General features: G+C 41.8%; 29 protein-coding genes, 2 pseudogenes and 2 riboswitches. Of the genes and pseudogenes, 18 read left to right on the plus strand and 13 right to left on the minus strand.

Annotation, left to right across the window (positions count from 1 at the left end):
* Positions 1 to 237: 237 nt before the first annotated feature.
* The 5 genes from V7K76_RS34520 to V7K76_RS00110 all read left to right on the plus strand — a co-directional run bounded on the left by V7K76_RS34520 (position 238) and on the right by V7K76_RS00110 (position 3,179).
* On the plus strand, positions 238 to 324 hold the full coding sequence (locus V7K76_RS34520; RefSeq protein WP_442936237.1) for a DUF6888 family protein: 87 nt from the start codon (positions 238 to 240) through the stop codon (positions 322 to 324).
* Complete coding sequence (locus V7K76_RS00095; RefSeq protein WP_334952898.1) at positions 321 to 536, plus strand: DUF6887 family protein; 216 nt, start codon at positions 321 to 323, stop codon at positions 534 to 536. The genes V7K76_RS34520 and V7K76_RS00095 overlap by 4 nt, the downstream gene beginning before the upstream one ends.
* A 75-nt stretch (positions 537 to 611) precedes the next feature.
* Positions 612 to 708: riboswitch (TPP riboswitch) on the plus strand.
* A gap of 7 nt (positions 709 to 715) precedes the next feature.
* Positions 716 to 2,089 carry a phosphomethylpyrimidine synthase gene (thiC, locus tag V7K76_RS00100; protein WP_334777584.1) on the plus strand — a complete coding sequence of 458 codons (1,374 nt, stop codon included), beginning with the start codon at positions 716 to 718 and terminating at the stop codon, positions 2,087 to 2,089.
* A gap of 446 nt (positions 2,090 to 2,535) precedes the next feature.
* On the plus strand, positions 2,536 to 2,802 hold the full coding sequence (locus V7K76_RS00105; protein ID WP_334777626.1) for a PepSY-associated TM helix domain-containing protein: 267 nt from the start codon (positions 2,536 to 2,538) through the stop codon (positions 2,800 to 2,802).
* An 86-nt stretch (positions 2,803 to 2,888) separates the two neighbouring features.
* Entirely contained in the window at positions 2,889 to 3,179 is a 291-nt protein-coding gene (locus V7K76_RS00110; protein WP_334952896.1) for a hypothetical protein, read from the plus strand.
* 19 nt (positions 3,180 to 3,198) lie between these two features.
* On the opposite strand, the pseudogene V7K76_RS00115 reads toward V7K76_RS00110, so the two are convergent.
* The 10 genes and pseudogenes from V7K76_RS00115 to V7K76_RS00155 form a co-directional block, all read right to left on the minus strand.
* Positions 3,199 to 3,291: pseudogene (locus V7K76_RS00115) on the minus strand (DUF433 domain-containing protein); the annotation flags it as partial.
* Complete coding sequence (locus V7K76_RS34525; RefSeq protein WP_334952894.1) at positions 3,285 to 3,431, minus strand: DUF5615 family PIN-like protein; 147 nt, start codon at positions 3,429 to 3,431, stop codon at positions 3,285 to 3,287. The pseudogene V7K76_RS00115 and the gene V7K76_RS34525, both read right to left, overlap by 7 nt.
* Positions 3,428 to 3,640: a DUF433 domain-containing protein gene (locus V7K76_RS00120; RefSeq protein ID WP_334777627.1), complete on the minus strand. Its 213-nt coding sequence runs from the start codon at positions 3,638 to 3,640 to the stop codon at positions 3,428 to 3,430. Before V7K76_RS00120 ends, V7K76_RS34525 begins: the two co-directional genes overlap by 4 nt.
* Positions 3,544 to 3,918, minus strand: a complete 375-nt coding sequence (locus tag V7K76_RS00125) for a type II toxin-antitoxin system VapC family toxin (protein WP_334777586.1) — start codon at positions 3,916 to 3,918, stop codon at positions 3,544 to 3,546. The genes V7K76_RS00120 and V7K76_RS00125 overlap by 97 nt, the downstream gene beginning before the upstream one ends.
* The gene (locus tag V7K76_RS00130) at positions 3,918 to 4,142 is read right to left on the minus strand and encodes a hypothetical protein (RefSeq protein ID WP_334777587.1); all 225 of its coding nucleotides are present in this window, start codon (positions 4,140 to 4,142) and stop codon (positions 3,918 to 3,920) included. The genes V7K76_RS00125 and V7K76_RS00130 overlap by 1 nt, the downstream gene beginning before the upstream one ends.
* Before the next feature lie 620 nt (positions 4,143 to 4,762).
* Complete coding sequence (locus V7K76_RS00135) at positions 4,763 to 6,067, minus strand: NYN domain-containing protein (RefSeq protein ID WP_334952892.1); 1,305 nt, start codon at positions 6,065 to 6,067, stop codon at positions 4,763 to 4,765.
* A 119-nt stretch (positions 6,068 to 6,186) separates the two neighbouring features.
* The gene (locus V7K76_RS00140; protein ID WP_334777589.1) at positions 6,187 to 6,372 is read right to left on the minus strand and encodes a hypothetical protein; all 186 of its coding nucleotides are present in this window, start codon (positions 6,370 to 6,372) and stop codon (positions 6,187 to 6,189) included.
* A gap of 20 nt (positions 6,373 to 6,392) precedes the next feature.
* Positions 6,393 to 6,737: a ribonucleotide reductase N-terminal alpha domain-containing protein gene (locus tag V7K76_RS00145; protein WP_334777590.1), complete on the minus strand. Its 345-nt coding sequence runs from the start codon at positions 6,735 to 6,737 to the stop codon at positions 6,393 to 6,395.
* Between the two features lie 37 nt (positions 6,738 to 6,774).
* The gene (locus V7K76_RS00150) at positions 6,775 to 7,032 is read right to left on the minus strand and encodes an ATP cone domain-containing protein (protein ID WP_334777591.1); all 258 of its coding nucleotides are present in this window, start codon (positions 7,030 to 7,032) and stop codon (positions 6,775 to 6,777) included.
* Between the two features lie 57 nt (positions 7,033 to 7,089).
* A pseudogene (locus V7K76_RS00155) lies at positions 7,090 to 7,428 on the minus strand (hypothetical protein); the annotation flags it as partial.
* Positions 7,429 to 8,083: 655 nt separating this feature from the next.
* Positions 8,084 to 8,296, plus strand: a riboswitch (cobalamin riboswitch).
* Positions 8,297 to 8,638: 342 nt separating this feature from the next.
* Here V7K76_RS00155 and V7K76_RS00160 point away from each other — a divergent pair.
* Together V7K76_RS00160 and V7K76_RS00165 are read left to right on the plus strand one after the other, a co-directional pair.
* Complete coding sequence (locus V7K76_RS00160; protein ID WP_334777592.1) at positions 8,639 to 8,893, plus strand: hypothetical protein; 255 nt, start codon at positions 8,639 to 8,641, stop codon at positions 8,891 to 8,893.
* A 23-nt stretch (positions 8,894 to 8,916) separates the two neighbouring features.
* Positions 8,917 to 9,918 carry a methyltransferase domain-containing protein gene (locus V7K76_RS00165; RefSeq protein WP_334777593.1) on the plus strand — a complete coding sequence of 334 codons (1,002 nt, stop codon included), beginning with the start codon at positions 8,917 to 8,919 and terminating at the stop codon, positions 9,916 to 9,918.
* A 289-nt stretch (positions 9,919 to 10,207) separates the two neighbouring features.
* Here the strand turns inward: V7K76_RS00165 and V7K76_RS00170 are convergent, their stop codons facing one another.
* Positions 10,208 to 11,020 carry a class I SAM-dependent methyltransferase gene (locus V7K76_RS00170; RefSeq protein ID WP_334777594.1) on the minus strand — a complete coding sequence of 271 codons (813 nt, stop codon included), beginning with the start codon at positions 11,018 to 11,020 and terminating at the stop codon, positions 10,208 to 10,210.
* A gap of 412 nt (positions 11,021 to 11,432) precedes the next feature.
* Between V7K76_RS00170 and V7K76_RS00175 the strand changes: the two genes are divergently transcribed.
* The 6 genes from V7K76_RS00175 (at position 11,433) to V7K76_RS00200 (ending at position 20,162) form a co-directional block, all read left to right on the plus strand.
* A complete protein-coding gene (locus V7K76_RS00175) occupies positions 11,433 to 11,684 on the plus strand; it encodes a hypothetical protein (protein WP_334777595.1) in 252 nt (83 codons plus the stop codon).
* A gap of 313 nt (positions 11,685 to 11,997) precedes the next feature.
* Entirely contained in the window at positions 11,998 to 12,972 is a 975-nt protein-coding gene (egtD, locus tag V7K76_RS00180; RefSeq protein WP_334777596.1) for an L-histidine N(alpha)-methyltransferase, read from the plus strand.
* A 381-nt stretch (positions 12,973 to 13,353) separates the two neighbouring features.
* The gene (ovoA, locus tag V7K76_RS00185; RefSeq protein ID WP_334777597.1) at positions 13,354 to 14,679 is read left to right on the plus strand and encodes a 5-histidylcysteine sulfoxide synthase; all 1,326 of its coding nucleotides are present in this window, start codon (positions 13,354 to 13,356) and stop codon (positions 14,677 to 14,679) included.
* A gap of 474 nt (positions 14,680 to 15,153) precedes the next feature.
* On the plus strand, positions 15,154 to 18,219 hold the full coding sequence (locus V7K76_RS00190) for an ATP-binding protein (RefSeq protein WP_334777598.1): 3,066 nt from the start codon (positions 15,154 to 15,156) through the stop codon (positions 18,217 to 18,219).
* Positions 18,220 to 18,244: 25 nt separating this feature from the next.
* Positions 18,245 to 19,033: a DUF4058 family protein gene (locus tag V7K76_RS00195; RefSeq protein ID WP_334777599.1), complete on the plus strand. Its 789-nt coding sequence runs from the start codon at positions 18,245 to 18,247 to the stop codon at positions 19,031 to 19,033.
* A gap of 166 nt (positions 19,034 to 19,199) precedes the next feature.
* Positions 19,200 to 20,162 (plus strand): GGDEF domain-containing response regulator, encoded by a 963-nt coding sequence (locus V7K76_RS00200; RefSeq protein WP_335029629.1) that lies wholly within the window; start codon positions 19,200 to 19,202, stop codon positions 20,160 to 20,162.
* A gap of 100 nt (positions 20,163 to 20,262) precedes the next feature.
* On the opposite strand, the gene tatC is transcribed toward V7K76_RS00200, so the two are convergent.
* Positions 20,263 to 21,057: a twin-arginine translocase subunit TatC gene (gene tatC, locus V7K76_RS00205; RefSeq protein ID WP_334777601.1), complete on the minus strand. Its 795-nt coding sequence runs from the start codon at positions 21,055 to 21,057 to the stop codon at positions 20,263 to 20,265.
* A gap of 495 nt (positions 21,058 to 21,552) precedes the next feature.
* Here tatC and V7K76_RS00210 point away from each other — a divergent pair, with 495 nt between their 5' ends.
* The 3 genes from V7K76_RS00210 (at position 21,553) to V7K76_RS00220 (ending at position 24,064) form a co-directional block, all read left to right on the plus strand.
* Positions 21,553 to 21,783 carry a hypothetical protein gene (locus V7K76_RS00210; protein ID WP_292848643.1) on the plus strand — a complete coding sequence of 77 codons (231 nt, stop codon included), beginning with the start codon at positions 21,553 to 21,555 and terminating at the stop codon, positions 21,781 to 21,783.
* 64 nt (positions 21,784 to 21,847) lie between these two features.
* Positions 21,848 to 22,705 (plus strand): SDR family oxidoreductase, encoded by an 858-nt coding sequence (locus V7K76_RS00215; protein ID WP_334777602.1) that lies wholly within the window; start codon positions 21,848 to 21,850, stop codon positions 22,703 to 22,705.
* An 855-nt stretch (positions 22,706 to 23,560) separates the two neighbouring features.
* Positions 23,561 to 24,064 (plus strand): acyl-CoA thioesterase, encoded by a 504-nt coding sequence (locus V7K76_RS00220; protein WP_334777603.1) that lies wholly within the window; start codon positions 23,561 to 23,563, stop codon positions 24,062 to 24,064.
* 4 nt (positions 24,065 to 24,068) lie between these two features.
* Here the strand turns inward: V7K76_RS00220 and V7K76_RS00225 are convergent, their stop codons facing one another.
* Positions 24,069 to 24,266 (minus strand): hypothetical protein, encoded by a 198-nt coding sequence (locus tag V7K76_RS00225; RefSeq protein WP_334777604.1) that lies wholly within the window; start codon positions 24,264 to 24,266, stop codon positions 24,069 to 24,071.
* Between the two features lie 625 nt (positions 24,267 to 24,891).
* On the opposite strand from V7K76_RS00225, the gene V7K76_RS00230 reads away from it, so the two are divergent.
* Positions 24,892 to 25,128, plus strand: coding sequence for a type II toxin-antitoxin system Phd/YefM family antitoxin (locus V7K76_RS00230; protein WP_334777605.1), 237 nt, complete (start codon positions 24,892 to 24,894; stop codon positions 25,126 to 25,128).
* Complete coding sequence (locus V7K76_RS00235) at positions 25,125 to 25,559, plus strand: type II toxin-antitoxin system VapC family toxin (protein ID WP_334777606.1); 435 nt, start codon at positions 25,125 to 25,127, stop codon at positions 25,557 to 25,559. Before V7K76_RS00230 ends, V7K76_RS00235 begins: the two co-directional genes overlap by 4 nt.
* Positions 25,560 to 25,646: the final 87 nt, after the last annotated feature.

Here is a 25,646-nt window from a genome sequence, read left to right on the forward strand (position 1 = left end):
ATCCTGGGTTCTTTGACCTGATATTGCAGATATTTATCTGTTAGCGATCGCTTTTAGCCCAACCCACACATCACCTTAAGGTTTATTTTATCGGTGTTGCAAGAGTACATCTTACTACTCCTTCGGGGCGGGAGTAGGGAGTAGGGGAAGAAATTAGCCCCGATTCTCAGGTGCAATTCGCGCAAATCAGTATTGGATTGTCATTGAGCGCAACCAATTTCGTTGTAGTCTAACTGGATTGAGCGCACTGGAAAAATATTCATCTTGGCTGGAGAAGATATAGAAATTCTGATTAGTCGTGATGGCAACTGGGAATATCCATGAGTAAACCAAACTTTGATGCTATGAGCAAGGCAGAATTACGCGCCTACGTCATTGCACACCAAGACGATCAAGAGGCTTTTTACGCACTTGCGGATCGTTTGACGGCAAAACCTCCCTCTGCAACTTATCCCGCTTCAATGACTCCAGAGGAAATCCACAAGGCAGTATTAGACATTATTCAACAGAAACAGCGTAGGCACAGCTCGTCGTAGGCATCGCCAGACTCCAAAAAAACAGCATAAATTTTTCACACCCTTGCCCCTAGATATGACCAAAGTGGTACACTACATCCATGCTAGGGGTGCCTACATAACCAGGCTGAGATCACACCCTTAACACCTGAGTCTGGGTAATACCAGCGGAGGGAAGCTGTTTATTGAGGAATGACAATATGCGGACAGAATGGGTTGCTAAACGGCGTGGGCAGGCTAATGTATCTCAAATGCACTACGCCCGCCAAGGTGTTATCACTGAAGAAATGCACTATGTCGCCAAACGGGAAAATCTCCCTGCCGATCTCATTCGTGAGGAAGTGGCGCGGGGAAGAATGATTATCCCAGCTAATATTAATCACACGAATTTAGAGCCGATGGCTATTGGCATCGCTTCTAAATGTAAAGTAAATGCTAATATCGGCGCTTCTCCTAATTCTTCTAATCTTCAGGAAGAAGTTGATAAGCTAAACCTAGCGGTGAAGTATGGTGCTGATACCGTGATGGATTTATCCACAGGCGGCGGCAACTTGGATGAAATTCGCACCGCGATTATTAAAGCTTCACCTGTTCCCATTGGTACGGTGCCAGTATACCAAGCTTTAGAAAGCGTCCACGGCACAATTGAAAACCTGACTGCTGATGACTTTCTCCATATCATAGAAAAGCACGCCCAGCAAGGAGTAGACTATCAAACTATCCACGCAGGGATTTTAATTGAGCATTTGCCTTTGGTGAGAAACCGCATCACTGGGATTGTCTCTCGCGGTGGCGGTATTTTGGCGCGGTGGATGCTACATCACCACAAACAAAACCCCCTTTATACCCACTTCCAAGACATTATTGAGATTTTCAAAAAATACGATGTCTCCTTCAGTTTAGGAGATTCCCTGCGTCCCGGCTGCACCCATGATGCCTCAGATGAAGCACAATTAGCTGAATTGAAAACCCTGGGACAGCTAACTCGCAAAGCCTGGGAAGATGATGTACAGGTGATGGTGGAAGGGCCTGGACACGTCCCGATGGATCAAATTGAGTTCAACGTCCGTAAGCAGATGGAAGAGTGTTCGGAAGCACCTTTCTATGTGTTGGGGCCTTTGGTGACAGATATTGCTCCTGGTTATGACCATATCACTTCAGCCATTGGGGCAGCTCTGGCTGGATGGTATGGTACTGCAATGCTGTGCTATGTAACACCTAAAGAACATTTGGGTCTACCAAATGCCGAAGATGTGCGGAATGGGTTGATTGCCTATAAAATAGCAGCTCATGCGGCTGATATTGCTAGACATCGCCCTGGTGCAAGGGATAGAGATGATGAACTTTCTAAGGCGCGTTACAACTTCGATTGGAACCGTCAGTTTGAATTATCACTCGATCCAGAGAGAGCTAAGGAATATCACGATGAAACTCTACCAGCAGATATCTATAAAACTGCTGAGTTTTGTTCGATGTGTGGGCCTAAGTTCTGCCCAATGCAAACTAAGGTTGATGCTGATGCGTTGACAGAATTAGAGAAGTTCTTGGCGAAAGAGGCTGTGACTCAAAGCTGATACCATTTTGGATTTTAGATTTTAGATTTTGGATTGGGTTTGTCTAAAAATACAAGGTTGGGTTTAACGGAGTGAAGCCCAACAATACCAAGGTCTTTGGGTGTTGGGTTTCGTTCCTCAACCCAACCTTGTATCTTAAAAATAGTAGTAGATCGTCCCAACCTTGGTCAAGAAAGACTGCTTCGTAGCATGGGTCACTACAACAATCTCTTTGACAAAACTCGAACAGTCGCCAGGGTCAAAGCTTTAAACACTGATAGTTTAAAACAAGTCGCAAGTCGCAAGTCGCAAGTAAGTTTTGTGAAAGCGACGCGCAAAGCGAGTCTGCGATAGCGCCGGCGGCAAGCGAGTACTCGAGCGTCGCGTCCGGGGATTTAGACCCCGACCCAAAACTTGCCGGTTATTGAACCGGGGGACTTAAACCCACGGAGTTTGTTAAAGGTATTATTCTGTGGCCAGGTTGGCGTAGGTTGATATCTGGCTTTAAAATCAAATGGAACGCTCATCCCAAGCGAGTGAACTTTGATGTTCACAAAGTTGCTGGCGTTGTCTCAGCAGTATTTCTAGTCTTCACATTTTTCACCGGATTTTGCTGGAGCTTTAGTGAGTTCATCAAGCCGATGATCTACGCGGCTACCTTCAGTAAACAGCAACCCACTCCAGTTTCTGTTCCCATTTCTGGTAAGTCTGCGTTAGGACTAAAAGAACAATAGACATCTCCAGAAATTAAATATGCGTTATCCAGAATCCTTGTAGAGACGTAGCAGTGCTACGTCTCTACGTTATTTTTCGGAGATGTATGTCTACTGGTTTTGTGATGTGGCGATATCGTTATCGAGTAAAATTTAGGAGTAGCGATCGCCCAATAGAAATATCAAGTGTTGGATTACGTCGGAATAGTCCTCGAACGATCGTATTATCGAAATTCTCGTCAGCAAGTAGTTTTAACATGCTTCTTGCTCTGTTTTACGAGCAAGCAGGCGATCGCGCAAGCCTTGTGGGTCAAACCTCGCTTGATTCATTTCTCGAATCTCTTGCGATCGCTGCTGTCGCTGTTGCAGATAAGCTTTTACTTCCGATTGGTGCTTGAGATAGAAGGCGATCGTGGCCTAAACATCAGCTAAATTCAGTGACGGATACCGATAAACAATCTCCTCTGCTGTTGCACCCTGATTAAAGACAGTAGTCACAGTATCTAATGTGACACGAGTTTTCCCAACGAGAAATTAGGGAGAATCGTTGCTTTCATGCCCACATCTCGAACGTGAAGCAAATTTGGGAAAAGATCACTCAAATGGCTTGGTAACTTAGGTGACAAGTTTTCATCAAAAAGTAATTTCATGCAGATAATGGAGGGGTCATAAACCGAGGCTCACGGTCAGCAGCATAAGCAATGCAAGCTTTTAAATCTTCTCGCGTCAGATCGGGAAAATCGTCGAGAATTTCTGCTTCGGTCATCTCGGAAGCCAAGTACTCAAGCACTTCATAAACCGTAATTCGCAAGCCGCGTACACAAGGCTTACCACAGCGTTTATTTGGTTCGATTGTAATGAGTCTTCAAAATTCAATACAAGAGCTTGCTCCAGTACCTCCAAATCGACTGCACAAATGTTTAGATCACTTAACACTTGGATGATTGCATCTTGAGCTACTACTCTCCCTGCTGCTCGACGGACGATATAGTAGATGTTGGTTATTGTCGTTGCTGCGATAAACCCTGCTATCTCTCCAACATCAATACGCTCAAATAATCTTGCTGCATGTTCCACAAACGGCTCTCGTTCTTGTAAGAAATCAAGAACTACATTGGTATCAATCAAAACTCGCATTACTGATACTTATCGGTCAAAAAGGTTATGTAATCTTCTTTATCATTACCTTCTCCTAAAGCAGCCGAGGTTTTGGCAATGCCTCGTAACCGTGACAAGTTTCCCTGTTTTGGCTTAGGATTGGCTTCCCGTTTTAGAGACTCTAAAAGGGCTTGTATTAACTGCCAGCGATCGCCCGTTGACAGTTGCAGTGCTTGTTTTTGTAATTCTTGTAATGTTGTCATCTATGTAGAAAGCTAACTCTACACTAAATTTAGCTTAAAGTTTCGATTATAAACTAGCTCAGTAATGTGCGTCTTGGCATATCACTACCTCAGCAGAAACACATTTTTAAAGACGCGATATATCGCGTCTCTACATCTAAACCAAATATAAACCCATTGTAGAAATACAACCCTTCCAACAAATAATCCGCCAACAGCGATACGAAATAATTTTCTGGTGTCGGGTTATCGACTTAACCACCGATTGGATCATACGGCTTACTTGGGACGTGAGTTGAATGGCACTAAGAAAAGCCCAAAAGCTTGTGTAGCCTCGTTCCCAGCCTCCAGGCTGGGAACGTATTCCGAGAGGCTCCGCCTCTGGTCAAGAAAGAGGAGGCAGAGCCTCCCAGAATGGGTTCCTAGCCTGGAGGCTAGGAACCAGTCATGGTAAGGGCTGTATCTTAACTTAGTGCCATTCGGACGTGAGTTTATGCGAGCAGAATGGGCATTAGTGACAGGACAAGATTACGTACAGAATTAAATAGGTTTGTAATGATTTAACGACCCCGTTCACCCGCCGCAGATCACCTCTCATCCTCAACCAACCATCTCTCAACGGTCGGTGTGCAACGGGATTGTTAGCTGGCGTCTGGCAGAATTTGTCGCAACACCTCTTCGTTGATAGAAGGGAGAATTGTGTTTATTTTTTGCATAACTCCAGTTTTCAAAATATGTATGACAGTTTCTAAAGACTGAATATCACCTCGAAATGATAGCTTTTGTTCAGAACCTTGAATGCCTTCAGGTTCTCGAATAAACATTTCTGCTGAAATAAAACTGAATAATGTAAACTTGACTATCTCTGATGAAACTTCTCCATTTAATGCAGTAACTATTTCCTCGATAGCAGTTCCAAGATCAACTTGATGAACTGGATTTCTAACAATCCAATTTGAGATTGCGTATAAATCTTCTGGCGACGGAAGGCGATAAATAGGTGAACCTGATGCCAAGATTGATCGATATGTATCAACTGAGTGAATTTCTCTGGCGTTCAGATCAGGTAAAACTTCGCTTCCTTTAGGAACTGAACTGCGAAGAGCTAAGATCACTTGTGAGGGAGGAATACGTGCTATACATAATTCTGATCCTTGACATATATATTGCATATATTCAATAAACTTTGCAAAACCTAGTTGTATAGGCTGAAGTCCAGGAATTATATAACTGATTGCTTGTTGTATAACTGATAAATAAATCCCATAACGAGCTAAATCTGATTGGCAGACTCGATCGCTAGCATACCAATTTAATATTTCTTTCGTTTTCACTACAATATCTTCCGGTGAAGAGGATGTTGTCCGTTTAATTTGATTGATGAGGCGAGAGTTTCGCGGATCAAACCCATCAGACTGCTTAATAGTTAAAGTTTGTAAGCTTGCTTTATATTGACGTTCTTCTTCATCTGGATCTGTTATCCAAACAAAATCATCACAAACAGCTTGAAAAGTTTTATTAGTCGCATTCCTATAAGCGCAACCAATTACAGTTTTTCCATACTCATGCAATTTTTTCGCAAGGGCAGCAAAACCACCATCTCCTGAGACAATAACAAACACTTCTAAGCATGGACGAACGTGAGCTAAGTCAATAGCATCAATAGCAAGCTGGATATCTGCCGCATTTTTCTTCTGTTCGCGATAAAAACCAAAAACTTGAATTGGATCTATACCAAGTTCATTAATTTCTCCACGCATAATTGAAAGGCGAGAATCACTCCAATTTGCATATGCTCGCTGTACAGCAATTTGCCCAAGTTTTTCAGTTTTACGAATTGATTCCAGAATCTCTTCTAAAGACAGATTTGCAATCATTTGCTGTGAAAAACTATACCCTTTTAATAGATTCTCAATGTCATAAAAAATTACCGTGTTGAATTTCATCACTATAATCTCATTTCTATTTATTAGCTCTACTTAAAATAAAATACTCACTAACTTCCTTCAATCACTACTCCAATCAGGGACTAAGCCAGCTAACTATTTATTATACGGAATTTAGGTCACAAGTTTCCCTGTTTTGGCTTAGGATTGGCTTCGTCTTTTAGAGACTCTAAAAGGGCTTGTATTAACTGCCAGCGATCGCTCGTTGACAGTTGTAGTGCTTGTTTTTGTGCGTCTTTATGAAACTCAGAAAGAATTTTAACCGTAATGAAACAACTGGCTAGCGAACCATTAGGAATCCGCAAGTTCGCCAGAATGGGGGTTGCTAAGGATATTTGACGATGGGCGAGGCGATCGCTTCATAAAATTTTTGCGCCCAGGTTAATCGATTCTCTGGTGTTTCCACGGAGGCAATCAATAACGCACAAGTTAAAAATGCTTCTTGTGGTAGCTCATTCGCCAGAAGATATCGCTTTGTCAGTAATACTGCGCCTGCATAATCATAGTCTGCATCCCAGTCGGGATTGATCCAAGTGTTAGCAATTTCTAATTCTTGTGGAGTGTAGATTAAAATGCGGCGATCGTATTCTCCTGACAAAACTTTGGAATGTACAGTCCGAGCATAATAACCGTACTGATAACCACGGCTAACTGTTATTTCTTTCCACAAACTCCAAATGTGTAATCGCCCTGCTACATAGCGTCAATCAATCAGGTTCTTCAGGACTACACAAATCCAAAGCACAGCGAATCAAATTATCTTGAATTTCTCGCGTGGTAATGCGGGGACGCAATCGAGTTGTCAGATGTGCTTCTAAAGCAATAGAATTTGCTGAAAGTCCGTAACAAGCCCAATTAACTACTGTGCGAATTTTATTAATTTCTAACGGTGTTATCGAACCATCATGACGAACAACATGGATATCCGTTGTGGAATCCTCAAAAAGTGTGGATGAAGCTTGCATACAAGATGTGTTGATGAATTGTAGAAAAATAATTGCAAAAATGGAAAAGAATTGTTAGCTAGGTTTGGCAAATCTATCAAAAATTCGCAGGTTGTAAGAAAACATTCTTTCTGCAAAGATGTCTTCTGATTTTGCCTGAATTTCTACATGGATTAATAGCCAAATTTATTGACTTTGAATTTGCCATACTTTGACTAATTTATCTGCATATCGCCTACCTTGTTCAGCTTCACGAGCTATTTGCTTAAATTCCTTATCGAGAAGTTCGTGGGGACGTTCCCAATTAATTAATGCTGCTGTTTGGGGGAAGAAAAATTGCATTGCTTGGGGAAAGTAAGCTTCTAAAATTTCTTTCCACAGACTATCATTATCTGCTCTTTGAAGTTCCTTGGTCATCAGTTGATTGGTAGATGGTGGACTGACAAATGAATTAAGCTTTTTAACAATTTTTGCGTAAGTCCTGAAAATGGTCTAAGAGGTTGTTTGAAAAGTTTTTTTGTGTGATTTTAAGCACTCGTTGATCCCCCCTAGCCCCCCTTAAAAAGGGGGGGAAACTTCTCAAAGTCCCCCCTTTTTAAGGGGGATTTAGGGGGATCTAAAACGTTTTGCTACCACCGAGAGGACTTTTCAAACATCCTCTAAGGAACAATGCCAGTGCTATGTCAGCAAACGCTGGCAACCCGAAAAAGTTTGTTGGGTTGAAAAATTTCTAGAAGAGTTGCCCAATAAAAAAGGAGTCAGAATTCAGAATTCAGAATTGGTGAATACTCTACCCATAAAGGGATAGAGTTTTGATTAGGAAGAATATTTTAATTTTTTTCGCGCCACTTGCGGGCAAGGTTTTAAACCAATATTCATTACCCAGTCGTACAGAATTCAATTCTGAATTCTGACCGGAGGCGGAGCGTCTCCGGCTCCGCTCCTGAGTTCTGAATTCTTCTTATAAAAATCCAGAGCAAGTTTTGGTAAAGAATGAGACTTGCCCCGATTCATGACGAATGCCAGTATAGATCGACCATTGATTTTTATGCAAGCAAATCACAGTTGTGTTAGTATTCAGATGAATCTCGGTTCTAGTGGGGAACAGCCGCTAGAGGAAACGGGGAAAGTCCGGTGTAAATCCGGCGCTGTCCCGCAGCTGTAAACAGATTTTAGATTTTGGATTTTAGATTTTGGATTGGGAAGCTACCCGATAATCCAAAATACAAAATCCGAAATCCAGAATTGTGTGAGTCAGAATGCCCGCCGAAGTGAACTTGTGAATTTTGTACATCTGCGAGGCACAGATAGGTATTCTTATGAAGATTTCTACAACTACTCAGCTTTACGTTTTCATAGCTCCACATATCCAGACGCTACAGATTACGACTTTCTATGAGAGGGTAGGCGGTTAATTTTTGGTACAGATTGCGTTTTTAGATATAGCGCTACTCCAGATAAGAGTATCGGTTGCAAATAGTCACAGTAACAACGAAATGCTGTATTACCTAACAGGTGGAAGTTGTTAAAAAACAGGTAGTAAATGGCGTGTATGACGTACATAGTCCTTTTCCACATTACCCATAGAAATTGCTAATTTACTAAATTAATACTTCAGTTAATTATCATGCCGAAATTCTATCTTCACCGAACTGGGAAGATTCCTACTGCTATTCATCCCTTTGTCAAACAAACGGCTCTCCCTCAAGGCAAATATAAGCCCAGTCTACTTCAAGGGAAAATTATTCCAGATGTTCAAAACATTGCAATGTCGATGTATCGGATGATTTCTATTGCAATCGCCTCTGTCGGACGGTTACGACATCCCTCGTCTGATTCGGGACGAGCAGCAATAAGCAAACCGTTAGATCGACTCAAATAGGTGTACAATAGCGTTCAAAAAAAATGTCAAGTTTATTATATTTTGTAACTGGTTTTCTTCTGCTTTTAGTAATTGGAATTGCGGCTTATTTCCTAACTGCCCGCAAGTATCAATCCTCATCCACAGTCGCCAATTCCTACGATCAATGGACTCTTGACGGCATCGTAGAGTTTTATTGGGGAGAACACATTCACCTTGGTCATTACGGTTCGCCGCCACGAAGTAAGGATTTTTTGGCTGCTAAATCTGATTTTGTACATGAAATGGTTAAATGGGGTGGAATAGAAAAATTACCTTCTGGTACTACCGTCTTAGATGTTGGCTGTGGGATTGGGGGTAGTAGCCGGATTTTAGCGCGAGATTATGGGTTTGCTGTCACAGGGATTACCATCAGCCCACAACAAGTGAACCGCGCTCAGGAATTAACACCCCAAGGACTAAACGCCCAGTTTGCGGTTGATGATGCAATGGCATTGTCGTTTCCAGATGCCAGTTTTGATGTGGTCTGGTCGATTGAAGCAGGCCCCCACATGCCTGATAAAGCCGTTTTTGCTAGAGAATTAATGCGGGTGCTAAAGCCTGGTGGGGTGTTAATTGTAGCTGACTGGAATCAGAGGGATGACCGCCAAAAGCCGCTAAATTTCTGGGAGAAACCAGTAATGCGGCAACTCCTCGATCAGTGGTCTCATCCAGCTTTTTCCAGCATTGAAGGCTTTTCTGAGCTTTTAGCAGAGACTTCCTTAGTTGAGGGGGAGGTAATTACGGCAGACTGGACGCAAGAAACCCTTCCTTCTTGGTTCGATTCGATTTGGCAAGGAGTGGCTCGACCAGAGGGATTAGTGCGTTTTGGGCTGTCTGGTTTCATCAAGTCTGTGCGCGAGGTACCGACGCTTTTACTGATGCGTTTGGCGTTTGGTGCAGGGTTGTGTCGATTTGGAATGTTTCGGGCTGTGCGGGCAAACTCACGCACAGAATTGATGGATAGAAACTTTGCTAACCAAAATCCCTCAAGCTTGGTTAGGTAGCGATCGAAATGAAATTCAACAGGGTTATTTGCATCTATGTTCAAGAGTTAGTCTTTGACACTCCCCAGCCATAAATGGTGGGGATTCCAGCGTCACCGACGTTCCTTGCTTTTACAGGTCTTACGACCAATAGAAGTAGAGGAAACATCAACAACGAAGTGGGATTACCCTGTTCTACAAGCTCTGGTATTTTATAAGCGATCGCTGAACTTAAACAAAATTCATTTACGGCAACGGACGCGGCGGAACAAGTACCTTCATGAGAGCTAGAAGTGGTGTGAGGTTCAAGTTATGTTTCTAGCTTCCGGCCAACCATATACCACAAACCTACGGCATAGCGAATGTAATTGAGTTCTGTAAAACCTGCTTTGGCGAACTCGTACTCGAAGTTAAAATGGATAAAGTCATCTAACCACGGTTCTTGAAAAGAAGCGTTCAGGGCGTATTCACCACGATAGGTGTCAGCGTATAGTACCCAACCTCCGGGTTTGGTGATCCGGTACATCTCTTTCAGAATCTTAGGTATCCATTCTTTAGGTGTTTCGTGCAAGAGTAGTGACGATGTAACAAGAGCGAAGGAGTTCTCAGGGTAGCCTGTGTGACGGGCATCCACCTGCTCAAACAAAGCCCGTTCACTAAATCCAACCTTGTTAAACTTGTGCTTACTGATCACCAGCATATAAGGCGAAACATCAGTAATCCGAAAAGTGGACTGTGGAAACCGCCGTGCCAAGGCCAACGCTCCATCACCCGTACCTGCACCAAGCTCTAGCACCGTCTCAACAGAAGTGTCTTCAGGAATTAGCTCGGCCATTTTCTCGCGCAACTGCTGGCAACTAACATTGTGGCTGAGGGGAATTATCGCATCCATAGCAGCATCCCAGGCTAAACACGATTGAGGGTTGGTATAGGCATCAGTTACACCATGAATGGGAGCGTGGATGTAGTCAGGGTAATATTCATGGTCAGTATGGTAGCCTTTGAGTTCCTCTACCCAATTAATTGAGGCATATTCCTGCATTACTAAGGGCATCGCTGCGGTAATACGTCGAATCACTTCGGTTCGATACACTTGTTTGTCCTGTGCGTTCCATCTCGGCATAAATAAACTCCTACTTACAATCTCAATACTTGTCGGGTTTTGGGGAAAAGGGGAAGGGGGAAGGGGGAAAAAAAACCTTTAACCCAAACCCAGTAACCTTTTCCCCAAATCAAATTCCGATCCTTAATTAAAAATAGCCCCAAAAGCCCGTTTTGCTGAAACTTTTAAGAATTCAAATTTATTCCCTGGCGGGCATGGAAGCCAACAGATAAGCTATTTCCAGCTGAAGTTGACACCAATGTACCCTGCGGGAAGGACGCTCCTAACGTCGCTCTAAGCGAAGCCATGCCGTTGGCGGAGCCTCTCGTAGAGAAGGCTTTATACCATTTCACGAAAATCCTGATACATATACATTTATCGTAGGGGCATGGCATTGCCATGCCCTTACCAGCGTATTTGTATCATTATTAAAGTGAAATGGTATTACGCTGCGCTAACAGCAGTCGCTCATGGGGGAAACCCCCTACAGCCCTTCGGGCATCCTACGGCAGGCGCTAGCCTCTCCCTTTGGGAGAAGACCACGCTGCTTCACCAGGCGATCGCAGATAATTTAAGTTTTCTGAAATCAAAAATATCTATTTTTTATTTTAATAAAACTCATAATTCTCTTGATAAAAACAATAAAAAAGTAGCTTTATTTTTTTGCGATCGCTACTCAATCTAGAATTATTTTTAACTTCACTTTCAGTAAGCTCATACAAATAAAATCTAACTAAAGAGGGTTGTAATTTATCATTGGGAATAGGCTAAGAAGTCTTTAACTAATATAGTTATGTTTATTTGTACTGACTTACTTGTTGGCTTATAGTCTAATTATTCAAGAAATATTAAAGCAGTCAAATATTCTAGGCTACTACACTAACTCGATAAAGTTTTAGTATTATCAGAAAAACTAATTACGGAAAAAGAAGTATTGCCATTAAACAGTAAATCTGTCATATTTAAGAATCTAATTTAAAACCAAAAGCATTTACATTATGTTAGCGACATCTATAAAAATTCTTAATGAGCATTATCAATCTCTCAACAACGAGGGTATAGATGTCATTCAAGGATTAACTCGAAGTGCAAAAACCTTACCTCCAAAATATTTTTACGACGATCGTGGCTCAGAATTATTTGAGCAAATATGTGAATTACCAGAATATTATCCAACACGAACAGAAGCATGGATTTTATGTCAATATGCTGATGAGATTGCTCAGATTACAGGTGCTTGTGAACTTGTGGAATTAGGTAGTGGTAGTTCTACAAAAACAGAGTTTTTGTTAGATGCTTATCAAAAGTTTGCTAGTTATTGTAGATATATACCCATTGATGTTAGTCGGGGAATCCTTAAATCTAGTGTAATCAAGCTACAGCAAAAATATCCGACTTTCTTTATTGAGGGATTAATAGGAACCTATGAACAAGCACTCATAAAACTAGAATCTACTTTTGCAGCATCACGGCTAATTTTTTTCTTGGGTAGTTCTCTTGGTAACTTTAATCCACGAGAATGTGATGATTTTTTAAAACAAATTACTAAGACTTTACAGGTAGGTGACTACTTTCTTTTGGGGATTGATTTACAAAAACCCAAGGAAATTTTGGAGCCAGCCTATAACGATAGTCAGGGAGTAACAGCAGCTTTTAACATAAATATACTCTCTCACTTAAATTGGCGTTTTCAAGGCAATTTTGACCTCAATTTATTCACTCATCAAGCTATTTACAATGAGACTGATGCTCAAATTGAGATGTATCTGCATTGCCAAAAGAGTCACAAGGTATCTTTAGAAGCATTAGATTTACAAGTTTTGTTTGCAGATGGAGAAAGTATTCTTACTGAAATTTCTCGTAAGTTTGATTTAGTCATGATGCAAAAGCAGCTAGAAATACACGGACTTAAAACACTTAAGACTTGGACAGATCCCAAGCATTTATTTGGGTTAATTCTTTGTCAAGCTTAAATTTTATATCATGCTCAGTTGAACAATTTTAATTGCGTTCACAATAACATATCTTCAAAATTTAATTTTCTAGATATATCTGTTAACTACATCAGCAATTATTGAGGAACGTGGATTAAATAAGATGCAAAACCTCATCCTGTCTCTAGCTTCCCTCTCCTTTATAAGGAGAGGGATTGAGGGTGAGGTAAACCACAATACGCTTGGGTAAGCTACTAGCAACAATTTTGGGTTTTCTAGACGCGATAAATCGCCGTCTCTACAAGCGATAAATTGCCGTCTCTACAAGTGTTTTGGGCTTACTAAACTGTATTGAGGTAAACCAGGGATATCAATTTTATTCATCCTGTACATTTTCTAAATATCAATTTAATTGACACCATGAACAGTTTTCAATCTACTTATCCGCCTAAACTTGATAGTTGCAATTCTCAAGTAATTCTAGATTACTTTAAGAATGCTTGGCACATGGAAGAGATGTTATTGAAAAGTCTGGTTGGGGAAGAGACATTCTATATAAATCCAGACCCTTTGAGAAATCCTCTAATTTTTTATCTGGGGCATTCGGCTGTTTTCTACATCAATAAATTAATTCAGGTAGGATTATTAGAAAAACGCCTCAATCCAGAGTATGAAATCCTGTTTGAAATTGGAGTCGATCCAGAAATTCCAGAGGAGTTGAATGAAGCGATCGCTCATTTGCAATGGCCGCAAGTTGCAGAGACTTGGGAATATCGAGAACAAGCATATACTGTAATTTCCGAACTAATTAAGACAACCCCAATTACTCTACCAATTCATCCCACTCATCCCCTTTGGGCTTTAATAATGGGGATTGAACACCAGCGTATTCATATTGAAACCTCTTCGATGTTAATTCGCCAACTACCGATTGAGAGAGTAAAACGTCCCCAAAATTGGCAATATGCCCCTTTTAATGGTTACACTCCCCAGAACGAAATGATAGAAGTTACTGGTGGAGTAGTAAAACTCGGTAAAGCCTTTGACGATTCAACTTATGGATGGGATATTGATTATGGCGATCGCACTGTTAAAGTTGCACCTTTTTTCGCCAGTAAATATCTGATTACTAACGCCGAATTTATCTATTTTATCAAGGCTAGTGGCTACGAAAATCAAGACTATTGGGATGAAGAATCTTGGAATTGGAAAAATCGATACAATATTCAGTGTCCCAAGTTTTGGTTACATGAAAACGGTAGCTACAAGTATCGAGCTATGTTTGATGAAATAAATTTACCCTTAGATTGGCCTGTAGAAGTCAACCATTATGAAGCAATGGCTTATTGTCGCTGGCAAGGGAAAGATACTCGCTTAATGAGTGAAGCAGAATATCATTTAGCAACTTACAGTAATAGCTTATTAGATAATGTAGAAAATTACAATCTCAATTTAAAATTTGGCTCACCTAGCCCTGTCGGAATGTTAGAAAGTACAAAAAGTAACTCTGGATTATACGATTTACGGGGTAATGTTTGGGAATGGTTGAGTGATAACTTAAATCCACTTACAGGATATCAACCTCATTTTCTTTATCAAGATAATTCTGCCATCTTTTTTGACGATCAACATCAGATGATGTTAGGAGGATGTTGGATAACTAATGGTACAGAAGCTTTAAAATATTACCGCAACTGGTTCCGTCCCAATTTTTATCAGCACGCTGGTTTTCGGATTGTTCGCTAGATCCCCGACTTCTTTAGAGACCTCCACAAAAAGAAATGCCCAATTGTCATTGCGAATGGAGCGTTCGCGGTAGCGTCTCGTAGAGAAGCGAAATGAAGCAACCGCAAAATCTTGGGATTGCTTTGCTACACTCCGTTTCGCTCGCAATGACAGCTTTTGGATCAATCATTCTGTGGAGTTATCTTAAGAAGTCGGGGATCTAAACACCACTAACCTCTCAAAACTTTTGGGACATACTACTAGTACAACACGGCGTAAATAAACCACCCATTTAAAATAGTCAGAAAGCTTACAAAATAAGCATTCTTTCTTTTTACTTTTGCCTTTTTACTTTTGCCTTATTGTACTAGTGTTCCACAAGCAAGTGAAGGATCAGTCTTCTATCTTACTTGCACCTGAAATCAGTAACACAGTTACAATTCTGAGATTGGGCTGGAGAATATCTAATTCTCTAGCCAATCCAAATCAGAAATTATGCAATCACCAAATCCAATCTCGCTCTCCTCGCTCACGTCTATATTGACGGCTTTAGAAGTGTGCAGTGATGAATCAGTGTATGCTCCCGGTTATATTCAGCCACATGGAATGTTGCTGATGCTGCAAGAGCCACAGCTAACAATCTTGCAGATTAGTGAAAATGTGGAACAGTTTTTTGGGATTTCGGCAGAAGCCTTGCTGGGTCAACCCTTACAACGGTTGTTTTCCCGCCCTCAAGTGCAGCGACTTGCTGGCTATCTGGCTGAAGATAACCTGGAGTTTTGCAATCCGTTTGAGCTAAAAACGCGGCGAGTTGCCCAGACTGATGGGCAACGGAAAAGTCAGACCTTCACAGGTGTGATGTACCGGATAGTAGATGGGTTGATCGTAGAACTAGAACCTGTGCGATCGCTCAAAAGCATCTCTTCAATCCAATTCTATCATCGCCTGCAAGGGGCGATCGCCAATTTCCGTAATGCCACTAGCCTGACGAATCTGGCTCAAACCCTTGCCAGAGAGGTGAAAGCAATGATTGGGTTTGATCGGGTTATGATCTACCGCTTTCAGGCAGACGACAGTGGCGTGGTGATTGCGGAGGAGAAACAGAGCCATCTAGAAAGCTACTTGGGATTGCACTATTTGGCAATAGACATTCCCGCGCCAGCCCGCAAGTTGTTTTGCCGCAAGTGGGTGCGATTCATTCCCGATATCAATTACATCCCTGTCTTCCTGATTCCCGCTAACCATCCTCTGACGGATACACCCCTTGATCTGAGTGATTCTATGTTACGAGGAGTGTCTCACTTTCACATTGAATACCTACAGAATATGGGGGTTGCTGGGTCAATGTCGATTTCGTTGCTCAACGACAAACGCCTCTGGGGATTAATTACCTGTCATCACTACAGCCCGAAACTAGTGGATTATGAAACTCGCAAAGCCTGTGAATTTTTAGGACAGTTTGCCTCAATTGAACTGGTGCATCAGCAAGAACGAGAATTGGATGTTTACCGAACGCAAGTGAAAGGGATTCAGGATGAACTGCAACAGACGTTATTGCAGGAGTCCAATTTCATTGAGCAAGTGTTGATCCGAAATACTTCTCAATTGCTTTCTCTAGTTCATGCCCAAGGAGCCGCGATTTTGCTTGATGGTCATCTGACATTAGTTGGTCAAACGCCATCGGCTACCCAGGTGCAGGAGCTTGTTACCTGGTTGGTGCAACGCAAGGGGGAACAAGTGTTTGCTACCGATTTCCTCTCACATTTATATCCAGAAGCGGAGGCATTTAAAGATCAAGCTAGCGGCATCCTGGCAATTTCAATTTTATTCAACCATGCCAAACAAAAGTCTTACCACATTATCTGGTTTCGACCGGAGCAAATCCAGACGGTGAATTGGGCAGGCAATCCCCAGGATACGATAACAATCAACGAAATTGGAGAGATGCAATTGTCTCCCCGGAAGTCCTTTGCAATGTGGAAGGAAACCGTGCGGGAAACTTCCTTGCCTTGGGAGGTTGCGGAAGTGGAAGCCGCTACTGAGATGCGAAATACGCTGATGTTGGCAGTGCTGGAGTTTTCCCAGATTGCCCTAGAACAAGCCGCAGAACAAGCGGCGATCGCTAACTGTGCCAAAAGCCAGTTCCTCGCTAAAATGAGCCACGAACTACGGACTCCCCTGAATGCCATTTTGGGATTTACTCAGTTGATGAACCGCAACGACAAAATTTCATCTGAGTTTCAAGAAGATTTAGGCATCATCAGCCGCAGTGGAGAATACTTGCTAACTCTGATCAACGATGTGTTGGAAATGTCCAAAATTGAAGCGGGTCAGTTACACCTAACAGAAAACTCTTTCGATTTGCATCAGCTAATCCACTCCATCACAGATATGGTTGCCCTGCAAGCTTTAGAGAAAAAAATTGATCTGATCGCACAACAGCATCCCAGCGTTCCTCGCTATGTGTATGGTGACGAATCAAAACTGCGCCAAATTATCCTCAACCTCTTAAGCAATGCGATCAAATTTACGACAACAGGCAGTGTCACCATGCGATTACAAGCTTTGAATGGGAGAGTTGATTCAATTTCTACCGATGATTCCAAATCAATCATCACCCTTCATCTGGAAGTTGAAGACACTGGATGTGGTATCGCTCAGTCAGATATCGAGGCTGTGTTTCAAGCCTTCACGCAAACAGAATCAGGTCGGCAGGCTAAAGGTACAGGCTTAGGCTTATCGATTAGTCGTCAGTTTGCCCGTTTAATGGGTGGTGATATTACAGCGCGAAGCATCCTGAATCATCAGTCAACCTTCATTTGTGAGGTTTTACTGACTCTGGTAAACTCAGTGGATGTCATAGTGCCGGAAACAACTGGCGCTGTTATTGGTCTGGAACCGGGACAGCCCAGTTATCGGATTCTGGTGGCGGAAGACGTTAAAGAAAATCGTCTGTTGCTCGTCAGGCTATTAGAATTAGTTGGGTTTGAGGTCTGTGCAGTCGAGAACGGAAAGGAGGCGATCGCTCTCTGGTCAGAATGGCATCCCCACCTGATTTTAATGGATATTCAAATGCCTGTGATGGATGGCTACGAAAGTACCCAGCAAATTCGCGGGATGGAGGGAGGTAAAGAGGTGGTGATTATTGCGGTGACAGCATACGCCTTTGAGGAAGACTACACCACCAGCATTCAAGCAGGCTGCAACGACCACATCACCAAACCATTTATAGAAACTATCCTATTTGATAAGATTGCCCACTATTTGGGAGTCCGCTACCGCTACCGCGAAGAAGTTTTACCAGGGTTAGACCAGCAAACCTTACTTCATAAATCCCTAACTGCCAAAGATTTACAGGTAATGTCGCCAGAGTGGATTATTCAGACACATCAAGCAGCCCTGGATCTCAACGATGCCAAACTCTATAATCTCATCGCCCAAATCCCCAACCAGGAGCAAGTTCTTGCCAATGCTCTGAAATATTTGGTGGATAATTTCGAGTTGGAGGCGATCGCAACTCTTACCCAAACTCAGGGAAGCGTTAATTTAGAATCATCCTAATTCCTCATTTCAGGGTAGTAAAACTATGAATTCTCCATTTCCCGGAATGAATCCTTATTTAGAAAATCCTGTGTTTTGGTCAGAAGTACATCATCGATTGATCACAGCGATCGCAGATACTATTGAGCAAAATATTCCCCCACAGTATCGAGTTGCAATTGAACAACGTACTTATTTAAGTGATGACTCCGATTCTGTATTAGTTGGTATACCTGATGTTTCAGTTTTTTCTCAACAAAAATTACCGCAACAATACTCATCAACTGCTATCCACAAAGAAACATCAGAAGGCATCACGGTGATGATACCCTTACCTGAAAATATTACGGAAAATTACTTAGAAATTCGAGAAGTTTCTACAGGTTTTGTGGTGACATCTATCGAAATTTTATCGCCTAAAAATAAACGGGCAGGCGAAGGGAGAAAAGCATATAAACTGAAACGCAAACAAGTTTTAGCTAGTCTTTCTCACTTAGTCGAAATTGATTTACTCAGAACTGGAAAACCCATGTTAATTTTAGGGGAAATTCCTGTAACTAATTATCAAATTATTGTTAGCAGAAGTGAAACACGTCCTCAAGCGAAATTATACGGATTTAACATCAGAGAAACGATTCCCGTATTTCCATTACCTTTACAGTCAGAAGATATAGAACCGATTGTAGATTTGCAATCTTTATTGCATGGCATATACAATCGTGCCAGATATTACTTAGCAATCGATTATAATCAAGAAGCAGTACCACCTCTAAAATCGGAAGATGCTGTATGGTCTGATACCCTTTTACGCAAACAAGGGTTAAAAAATAATTAGTTTTTACCCTAAATTAAAAGGTTTAAGAACCTGCAATCTACATATATATAGCACCCATTTCATTCGGAGTTTAAATCCCCCGTTAGCGTTATCCACGGAGGAGGGTCATTTTGAATTTTGAATTTTGAATTTTGAATTTTGAATTGTTAATATTCCCCATTCTCCTATGGCTAATTTACTTAAATCCCCTTCGGAAACGAATATCCTCGTCGTAGACGATACCCCCGATAATCTACGGTTATTAGCCAAAATGCTAGAGTTGCAGGGTTATATCATCCGTAAATCCCTCAACGGGAGAATGGCATTACAAGCTGCTTATCGACATCCGCCGGATCTGATTCTGCTTGACATTAATATGCCCGAAATGAACGGATATGAAATTTGTCAACAGTTGAAAGCATCAAAAATAACAAATCACATTCCGATTATTTTTATTAGTGCCCTTGACCAAATCAATGATAAATTGCAGGCTTTTGAACTAGGTGGACAAGACTATATCACCAAGCCATTTCAAGAACTTGAAGTGCTAATGCGAGTCAGAAATCAGCTATTCATCAAACAGCAACACCAACAACTTCTTGAACAAAATCAACGCCTAGAGGGTGAAATTCAGGAACGCCTGAAGGCTGAAGCAGAGGTAAGGCAGCTATCCCTAACTGATGAGTTGACAGGATTATATAATCGACGTGGTTTCTTTTGGCTGGCAAATCATCAATTCAAAATTGCCCGACGCACACAAGTATTTTGCTGTCTTTTGTTTGTTGATTTAGATGATTTAAAGCAGATTAATGATTCTCTAGGGCATGAAATAGGAGACAGAGCGATCGTTGACACAGCCCAATTACTAAAACAAAGCTTCCGTGAGTCGGATATTGTTGCCCGTATAGGAGGAGATGAGTTTGTAATATTTATTTCTGTCTGCTCCCCAGACAATACAGATGAATTTCGTCCGCGATTGCAAGAAAATATTGAGCGCTTTAATCAAGAGCATAATTACTCATATCAACTATCTATAAGTGTTGGTGCCACCCAATGTGCTTTAAATGAAAACGTTTCACTAGAACAATTGCTAGAAGAGGCTGACAAGCTCATGTATGAGCATAAACGTGCTAAACGTCTCGTAATTTAAAAAATATAAATATTGGCATCAGTCGCCAGAATTCAATTCTGAATTCTGTATGACTGGTGAGCCAACGCTTGGATTAAAATCTTTTTACCTATTCCAAATGTTATTTACCTGTAAGCTTCACTAGTCCTACACCACCGAAATAAAGCCCTAAAACTGCTCCCGCTAAAAGACTTTGAGTCAGGGGGTCAGTAGAAGGTGTCAGGACGGCTCCTAAAACCACTGCTCCCATAATCACGTAACGCCAACCAGAAACCATCTGTTGAGACGAGACAATATTCAAATTACCAAGCAACAATTGGATGATGGGAATTTGAAATGCTAAACCAGTGCTGAATAACAGTAGCAGCACAAATTCAAAATATTTATCAATTGACCAAAGTTGTTCGACTACATCTGCTCCGTAACTAATGAAAAATTTCAAGGCGGCGGGGATAAGAAGTAAATAGGCAAATACTAAACCTGCCCCAAACAGCACACTCGAACCCAAAACCACAGGCCCCAGTAAACGGCGTTCGCGGCGAGTCAGTCCTGGAACCACAAACTGGATAATCTGGTAAAGAATAAAAGGACTAGAAATTATGAAGCCAGTGTAAGCTGCCACTTTGAGGGAGACAAAGAAATATTCTCCGGGTGCAAGTTGGAGAAATTTTACTCCTTGTGCTGGAACCTCAAGTAGTTGGACAATGGGCTTAACGGCAAAGAAACAGCCGATAATGCCCACAGCTACGGCAATGAGCGAATAAAAAATCCGCTGCCGCAACTCTTCTAGGTGGTCGAAAAGGGACATTTCGATTTCACCTGGCAACTCATCAAGAGGATCGGTGTCTGAGTTGCCATATCCTTCAGGATCGATGTTGGGAACGTCTACAGTATCTACGTCTTGTGAAGGGGTCATGAGTTAGCTACTAGGCAACATTTGTTAACTATTTTATCTGGGGAATGGAGTTACTAAGATATGTTTTTGGGTGCTGTGGGTTTTTTGTCCTGTTTTTTGGGTTTGCATCTGCATAAGTTAGTAGGAAGCCATCTTGTAGGCAATGCCTAACCTAAAAAAAGGGTGGAACCGATAATTAAGAAATCACGTCTCTGCTGCTAGTAGCGCTGAATGAAGAGTGCTGAGTTCCGAGTGCTGAGTGCTGAGTTGAAAGACCGCCCACGTTCGCGCAGCGTCTCGCAGAGAGGGGCATAGCAAAAACCCAAGTGCGAAAGTACCGAGTACTCCTCTTCTTACTCAGCACGGGCTAAACGCCCCGCTACCGCTAACAGCACTGAGTATGGTAAATTCACACAACTTCAAAACTTCAACATTTAACACTCAGTTTTAAAAATCCGGTTCATCAAGGTGGCATCTATACATAGCGTAATCGGAAATTTTTAGCTGAGGTTGGGTATGAACCGGACAATTTGCATTGCCCTCATGGCATTGCCTATTTATTTATACAATGTTGAGCTAGGCAATACTTGTAGTAGTGACGTGACAATTGTTAAAAACCAGTTTTCCACAATAGCTGCTCTAATTGCTTACAGTACAAATGCTCAATCACGCATATTACCGTGGCAAATATCGGCTAGAGATGACCAAACCGAAGATTGCCTTCGGCTTGGTATTTGCAAAGATTGATACTAATTCGTAATTCGTAATTCGTAATTCGTAATTACGGCAGCCCCATCATCAAAGAAAATTAATGGTTGTAGAATATCAACGTACAGTAGTGGTTACAGGAGCCTCAACAGGAATTGGTCAGGCCACTGCTTTGCTTTTAGACCAGTTGGGCTTCTCTGTTTTTGCTGGAGTGCGTCAAGATATTGATGCTCAAACACTTAAACAGAAAGGATCGCCAAGGCTGATTCCGATTTTTTTAGATGTTACTGACGCTGAATCGATCGCAGATGCGGTTGATAAGGTAACAAATGCAATCGGTGGTGGGGGAATTTTGGGTTTAGTAAATAATGCCGGAATTGCTGTCCCTGGCCCTTTAGAATTATTAGCGATCGCCGAATTTCAGCAACAAATGCTGGTTAATGTCACCGGACAATTAGCAGTCACACAAGCATTTCTTGGTCTATTACGCCAGAGTCGGGGGCGAATTGTCAATATGGGTTCCATTGCTGGTAGAAGTCCGACGCCGTTCTTGGGAGCTTACAATGCGTCAAAATTTGCCCTCGTTGCACTCACTGATGTGCTGCGGATGGAGTTAAGACCTTGGGGAATCTCCGTTTCTATTATCGAACCTGGTGCGATCGCTACTCCAATTTGGGAAAAGTCTCTCAGTCAATCGGAAATAGCACAGGATGATTTACCACAATCGGCACAAAATCTCTACGGGCAAGCAATGAATATTGTCCGCAAAAAAATGCAGATTCTTGCATCTGGGGGAATTTCTGCGGATATTGTCGCTCAAACCGTTGTTGAGGCGCTCACTGCAAAGAGACCTAAGACGCGCTATCTTGTTGGACAAGATGCCAAAATTGGAGCGTTGCTAAAGCATATTTTGCCCGATCGCCTACATGATAGGATAATTTTATACTCAATGGGGCTGTAAATTACTGATTGTCAATCAATTTTGGATTTTAGATTTGCGATAGCGTAGCGTTAGCGAGTCCGCGAGCGTCTTTTGGATTGATTGCACCTACTCTTGGCCCGCATTTCTCACAAGCTCCCCTGCTCCCCTCGCGGGTGAAGTAATGAGATGTGGTGAGAAATCCAGGTTGGGTTGCAGCTTGGGGATTTTGGATTGACGTAAGCGTTGCGTAAAGCCTTCTCTTCTGCTTCTCCTGTCGGAGACGCTAACGCGAACGAGAGGTAACGCCTTCAGCATGGCAACGCTTAGAGCGAGTCCGCGTACCCTTTCAGGGAAGCAAGCTACGCTTTTAGCGTCTCGTAGAGAGCGTCTTTTAGATTTGTTCCGCTTGACTTCGGGCGGGGCTTGAACCAAAAAACAATTCCATTTTCCAAAATCTAAAATCTAAAATTGGCACGGTAAAGCTTGAGCTTTTTCTCCAGATTTGTACCTCAACCTTGCATTTGTGCTTACATGGTTATTGTCTGGGTATGCCATCCCAAAACCTAGTACCGCAAGGCGGAATTCAAAATGACGCTCGTTCGCTCTTAGCGTCTCCCCTTGGGAGAAGACTCGCTTGCCGCCGGCGCTAACAAAATTCAAAATTCAAAATGAATGCAGCGTAAGCGTTTCATCGATTTTGAATGGGTGGTTTATTTACGCCGTGTTGTACTAGTAAACTAAGTAGAGTCAAAGCAAAAACATTAACATACTTAAGATCAGGCTGCATAATAAAATACTGTCTATTCCAGGAAGGTAAATATTAAATCAAGAAGTCTGGCAACGCAATTAATTTTTATTGATTTGGAAAATTTATAGGTGCTGAGAAATTTGAAGATGTCAGAAGAAAAACCCAGCCAACCAAAACTACCACCAACCAGCGCCATTGACAATCCATCAAGTCATGAATTTGGGAATTGGTTTGAATATCCTGTGAGAGTGCAACCCCACCACACTGACTATGCCGGTCTTGTTTGGCACGGTTCCTATCTAGCTTGGATGGAAGAAGCGCGGATTGAATGCTTGCGATCTATAGGGGTTGAATTTGCTGATTTAGTCGCTATAGGCTGCGATTTACCAGTTGTAGAACTGTCAGTGCGCTATCACCGTTCAATTCAATTGGGTATGGCAGTGGTGGTAAAAACGCGCATGGCTGAGGTGACTGGTGTCCGAATCAATTGGGATTATGCCATTGTCTCAACTGATGGACAACAATTGTACGTCACTGCCAAGGTGACTTTAGTCGCTTTAGATCGCGAAAGAGGCAAGATTATGCGTCAATTGCCAGCGAGTGTTAAGGATGCTTTAGCCAAGATTTCGGCATTAAATAACAATTTTTAATTTTCTATTTGCCACTTTGTATCTGGGAGATAGTTTGAGCAAATTGCGTTACCTGGTGCCAGATATCTTGCGGGGTAATGCCAAAACTGATATTTAATAAGATTAGGATTGCGGCAATAGTCAATGCACTCTTTAGGGTTGCTTTCAGCAACTTCCACAATATTATGAAGACAATCCAAGCTACAATCAACGTAGCAATCATAATATATAAATTCCTTATATTAGCCGTTATCTGAGAACCCGTTTATTCAGGGAAGATAAACTTTTATCTGAGTAACAATTATTAGTGCTAAAGCTATTAGACCTAATTTTGAATAGATACTAAAGCTCAGATTTTTTATGTAGCTGTGCCAATGCCATATTACCTGGAAATTAGACAAAAATGCAGAGCAGAGGCAAGTTATTTGGCAATTTGGCAGAGTTACTGGAAAGACTTTTTTAAAGCTTTTGTATCAATAATCACAATATACAAGAGTTAGATTAGGACTCCGATTTGATTTTTGAAAACATCCTGAGACTTAAAAGGCTGTTGAATCAGGGTTTAATTTGACATTTTGTTCAGAAATCAGACAGGAGTTCTAATAGTTGCCAAAAAATCTATTTGGCGACTAGTAATTTAATGATTACTGTATCAACTCGAAGGAGTCAAAAAACTTTCTGACATCACTGACTTGAGTCATCTGGAGAGAATATTTTCTATTCTGGTGCTGGTGCGATCGCATTTATTGGGGATTGGGGTTTCTGGGAGGGCGATCGCGTTCATCGACAAGTTGCGATAGGATTGAAAAATATAGATATACAGCCTATGAGTGCGATCGCCTAATATTATGCAACAAATAGATATTACTGACATATCCGTTACCATAAATCAACTGCTTAACCAAGTTAAAAATGGCGAAGAAATAGTGATTATTAGTCATGGTAAACCCGTCGCTCGGTTGTCATCAATCTCACATATACCTCAACCTTTAACATCTCGCCACAAACTAAGAGCTACCCAATCTCAGACACTAGCCAGTAATGTAGAAATCATTCAAAGTTTACGTCAAGAGGCAAGGTATTGATCTACCTAGACACAAGCTTTCTTGCACCTTTCTACATCCAAGAAGCAACTAGTACATCAGTTGAGACAATCCTGCTTAATATACCTACTCATAAATTAGCCATTAGCGATTGGACAACCGTCGAGTTTACCAGTCTTGTGTCCCGTCGCGTTCGGATGAATGAGTTGAATCTAGAACAAATGGAAGCGGTAATACACTCATTTAAAGAAGATGCAGTTCAATCTTACACAGTTTTTACAGTGACAACTGCTGATTTTATTCTCGCAGCTGAATTTATCCAGCAATGGGAAACCGGATTGAGAGCAGGAGACGCTTTACATTTAGCAATCGCTCGCAACCACAGCATAGAAAATCTTCTCTCACTAGATCGTAGACTTATTGATGCTGCTCGACAATTAAGCATTCCCTCAGATTCGGGTGGACTTCTTTAAGATTGAAGCACAAATTATCATTGCGTTTTGGTGATTTTGGGGAGAATGCGATGTCTGACGACAAGCCTTACGGCTACGCATTTTTGA

The organism is Nostoc sp., from assembly GCF_036917975.1.
Taxonomy (GTDB): domain Bacteria; phylum Cyanobacteriota; class Cyanobacteriia; order Cyanobacteriales; family Nostocaceae; genus Nostoc.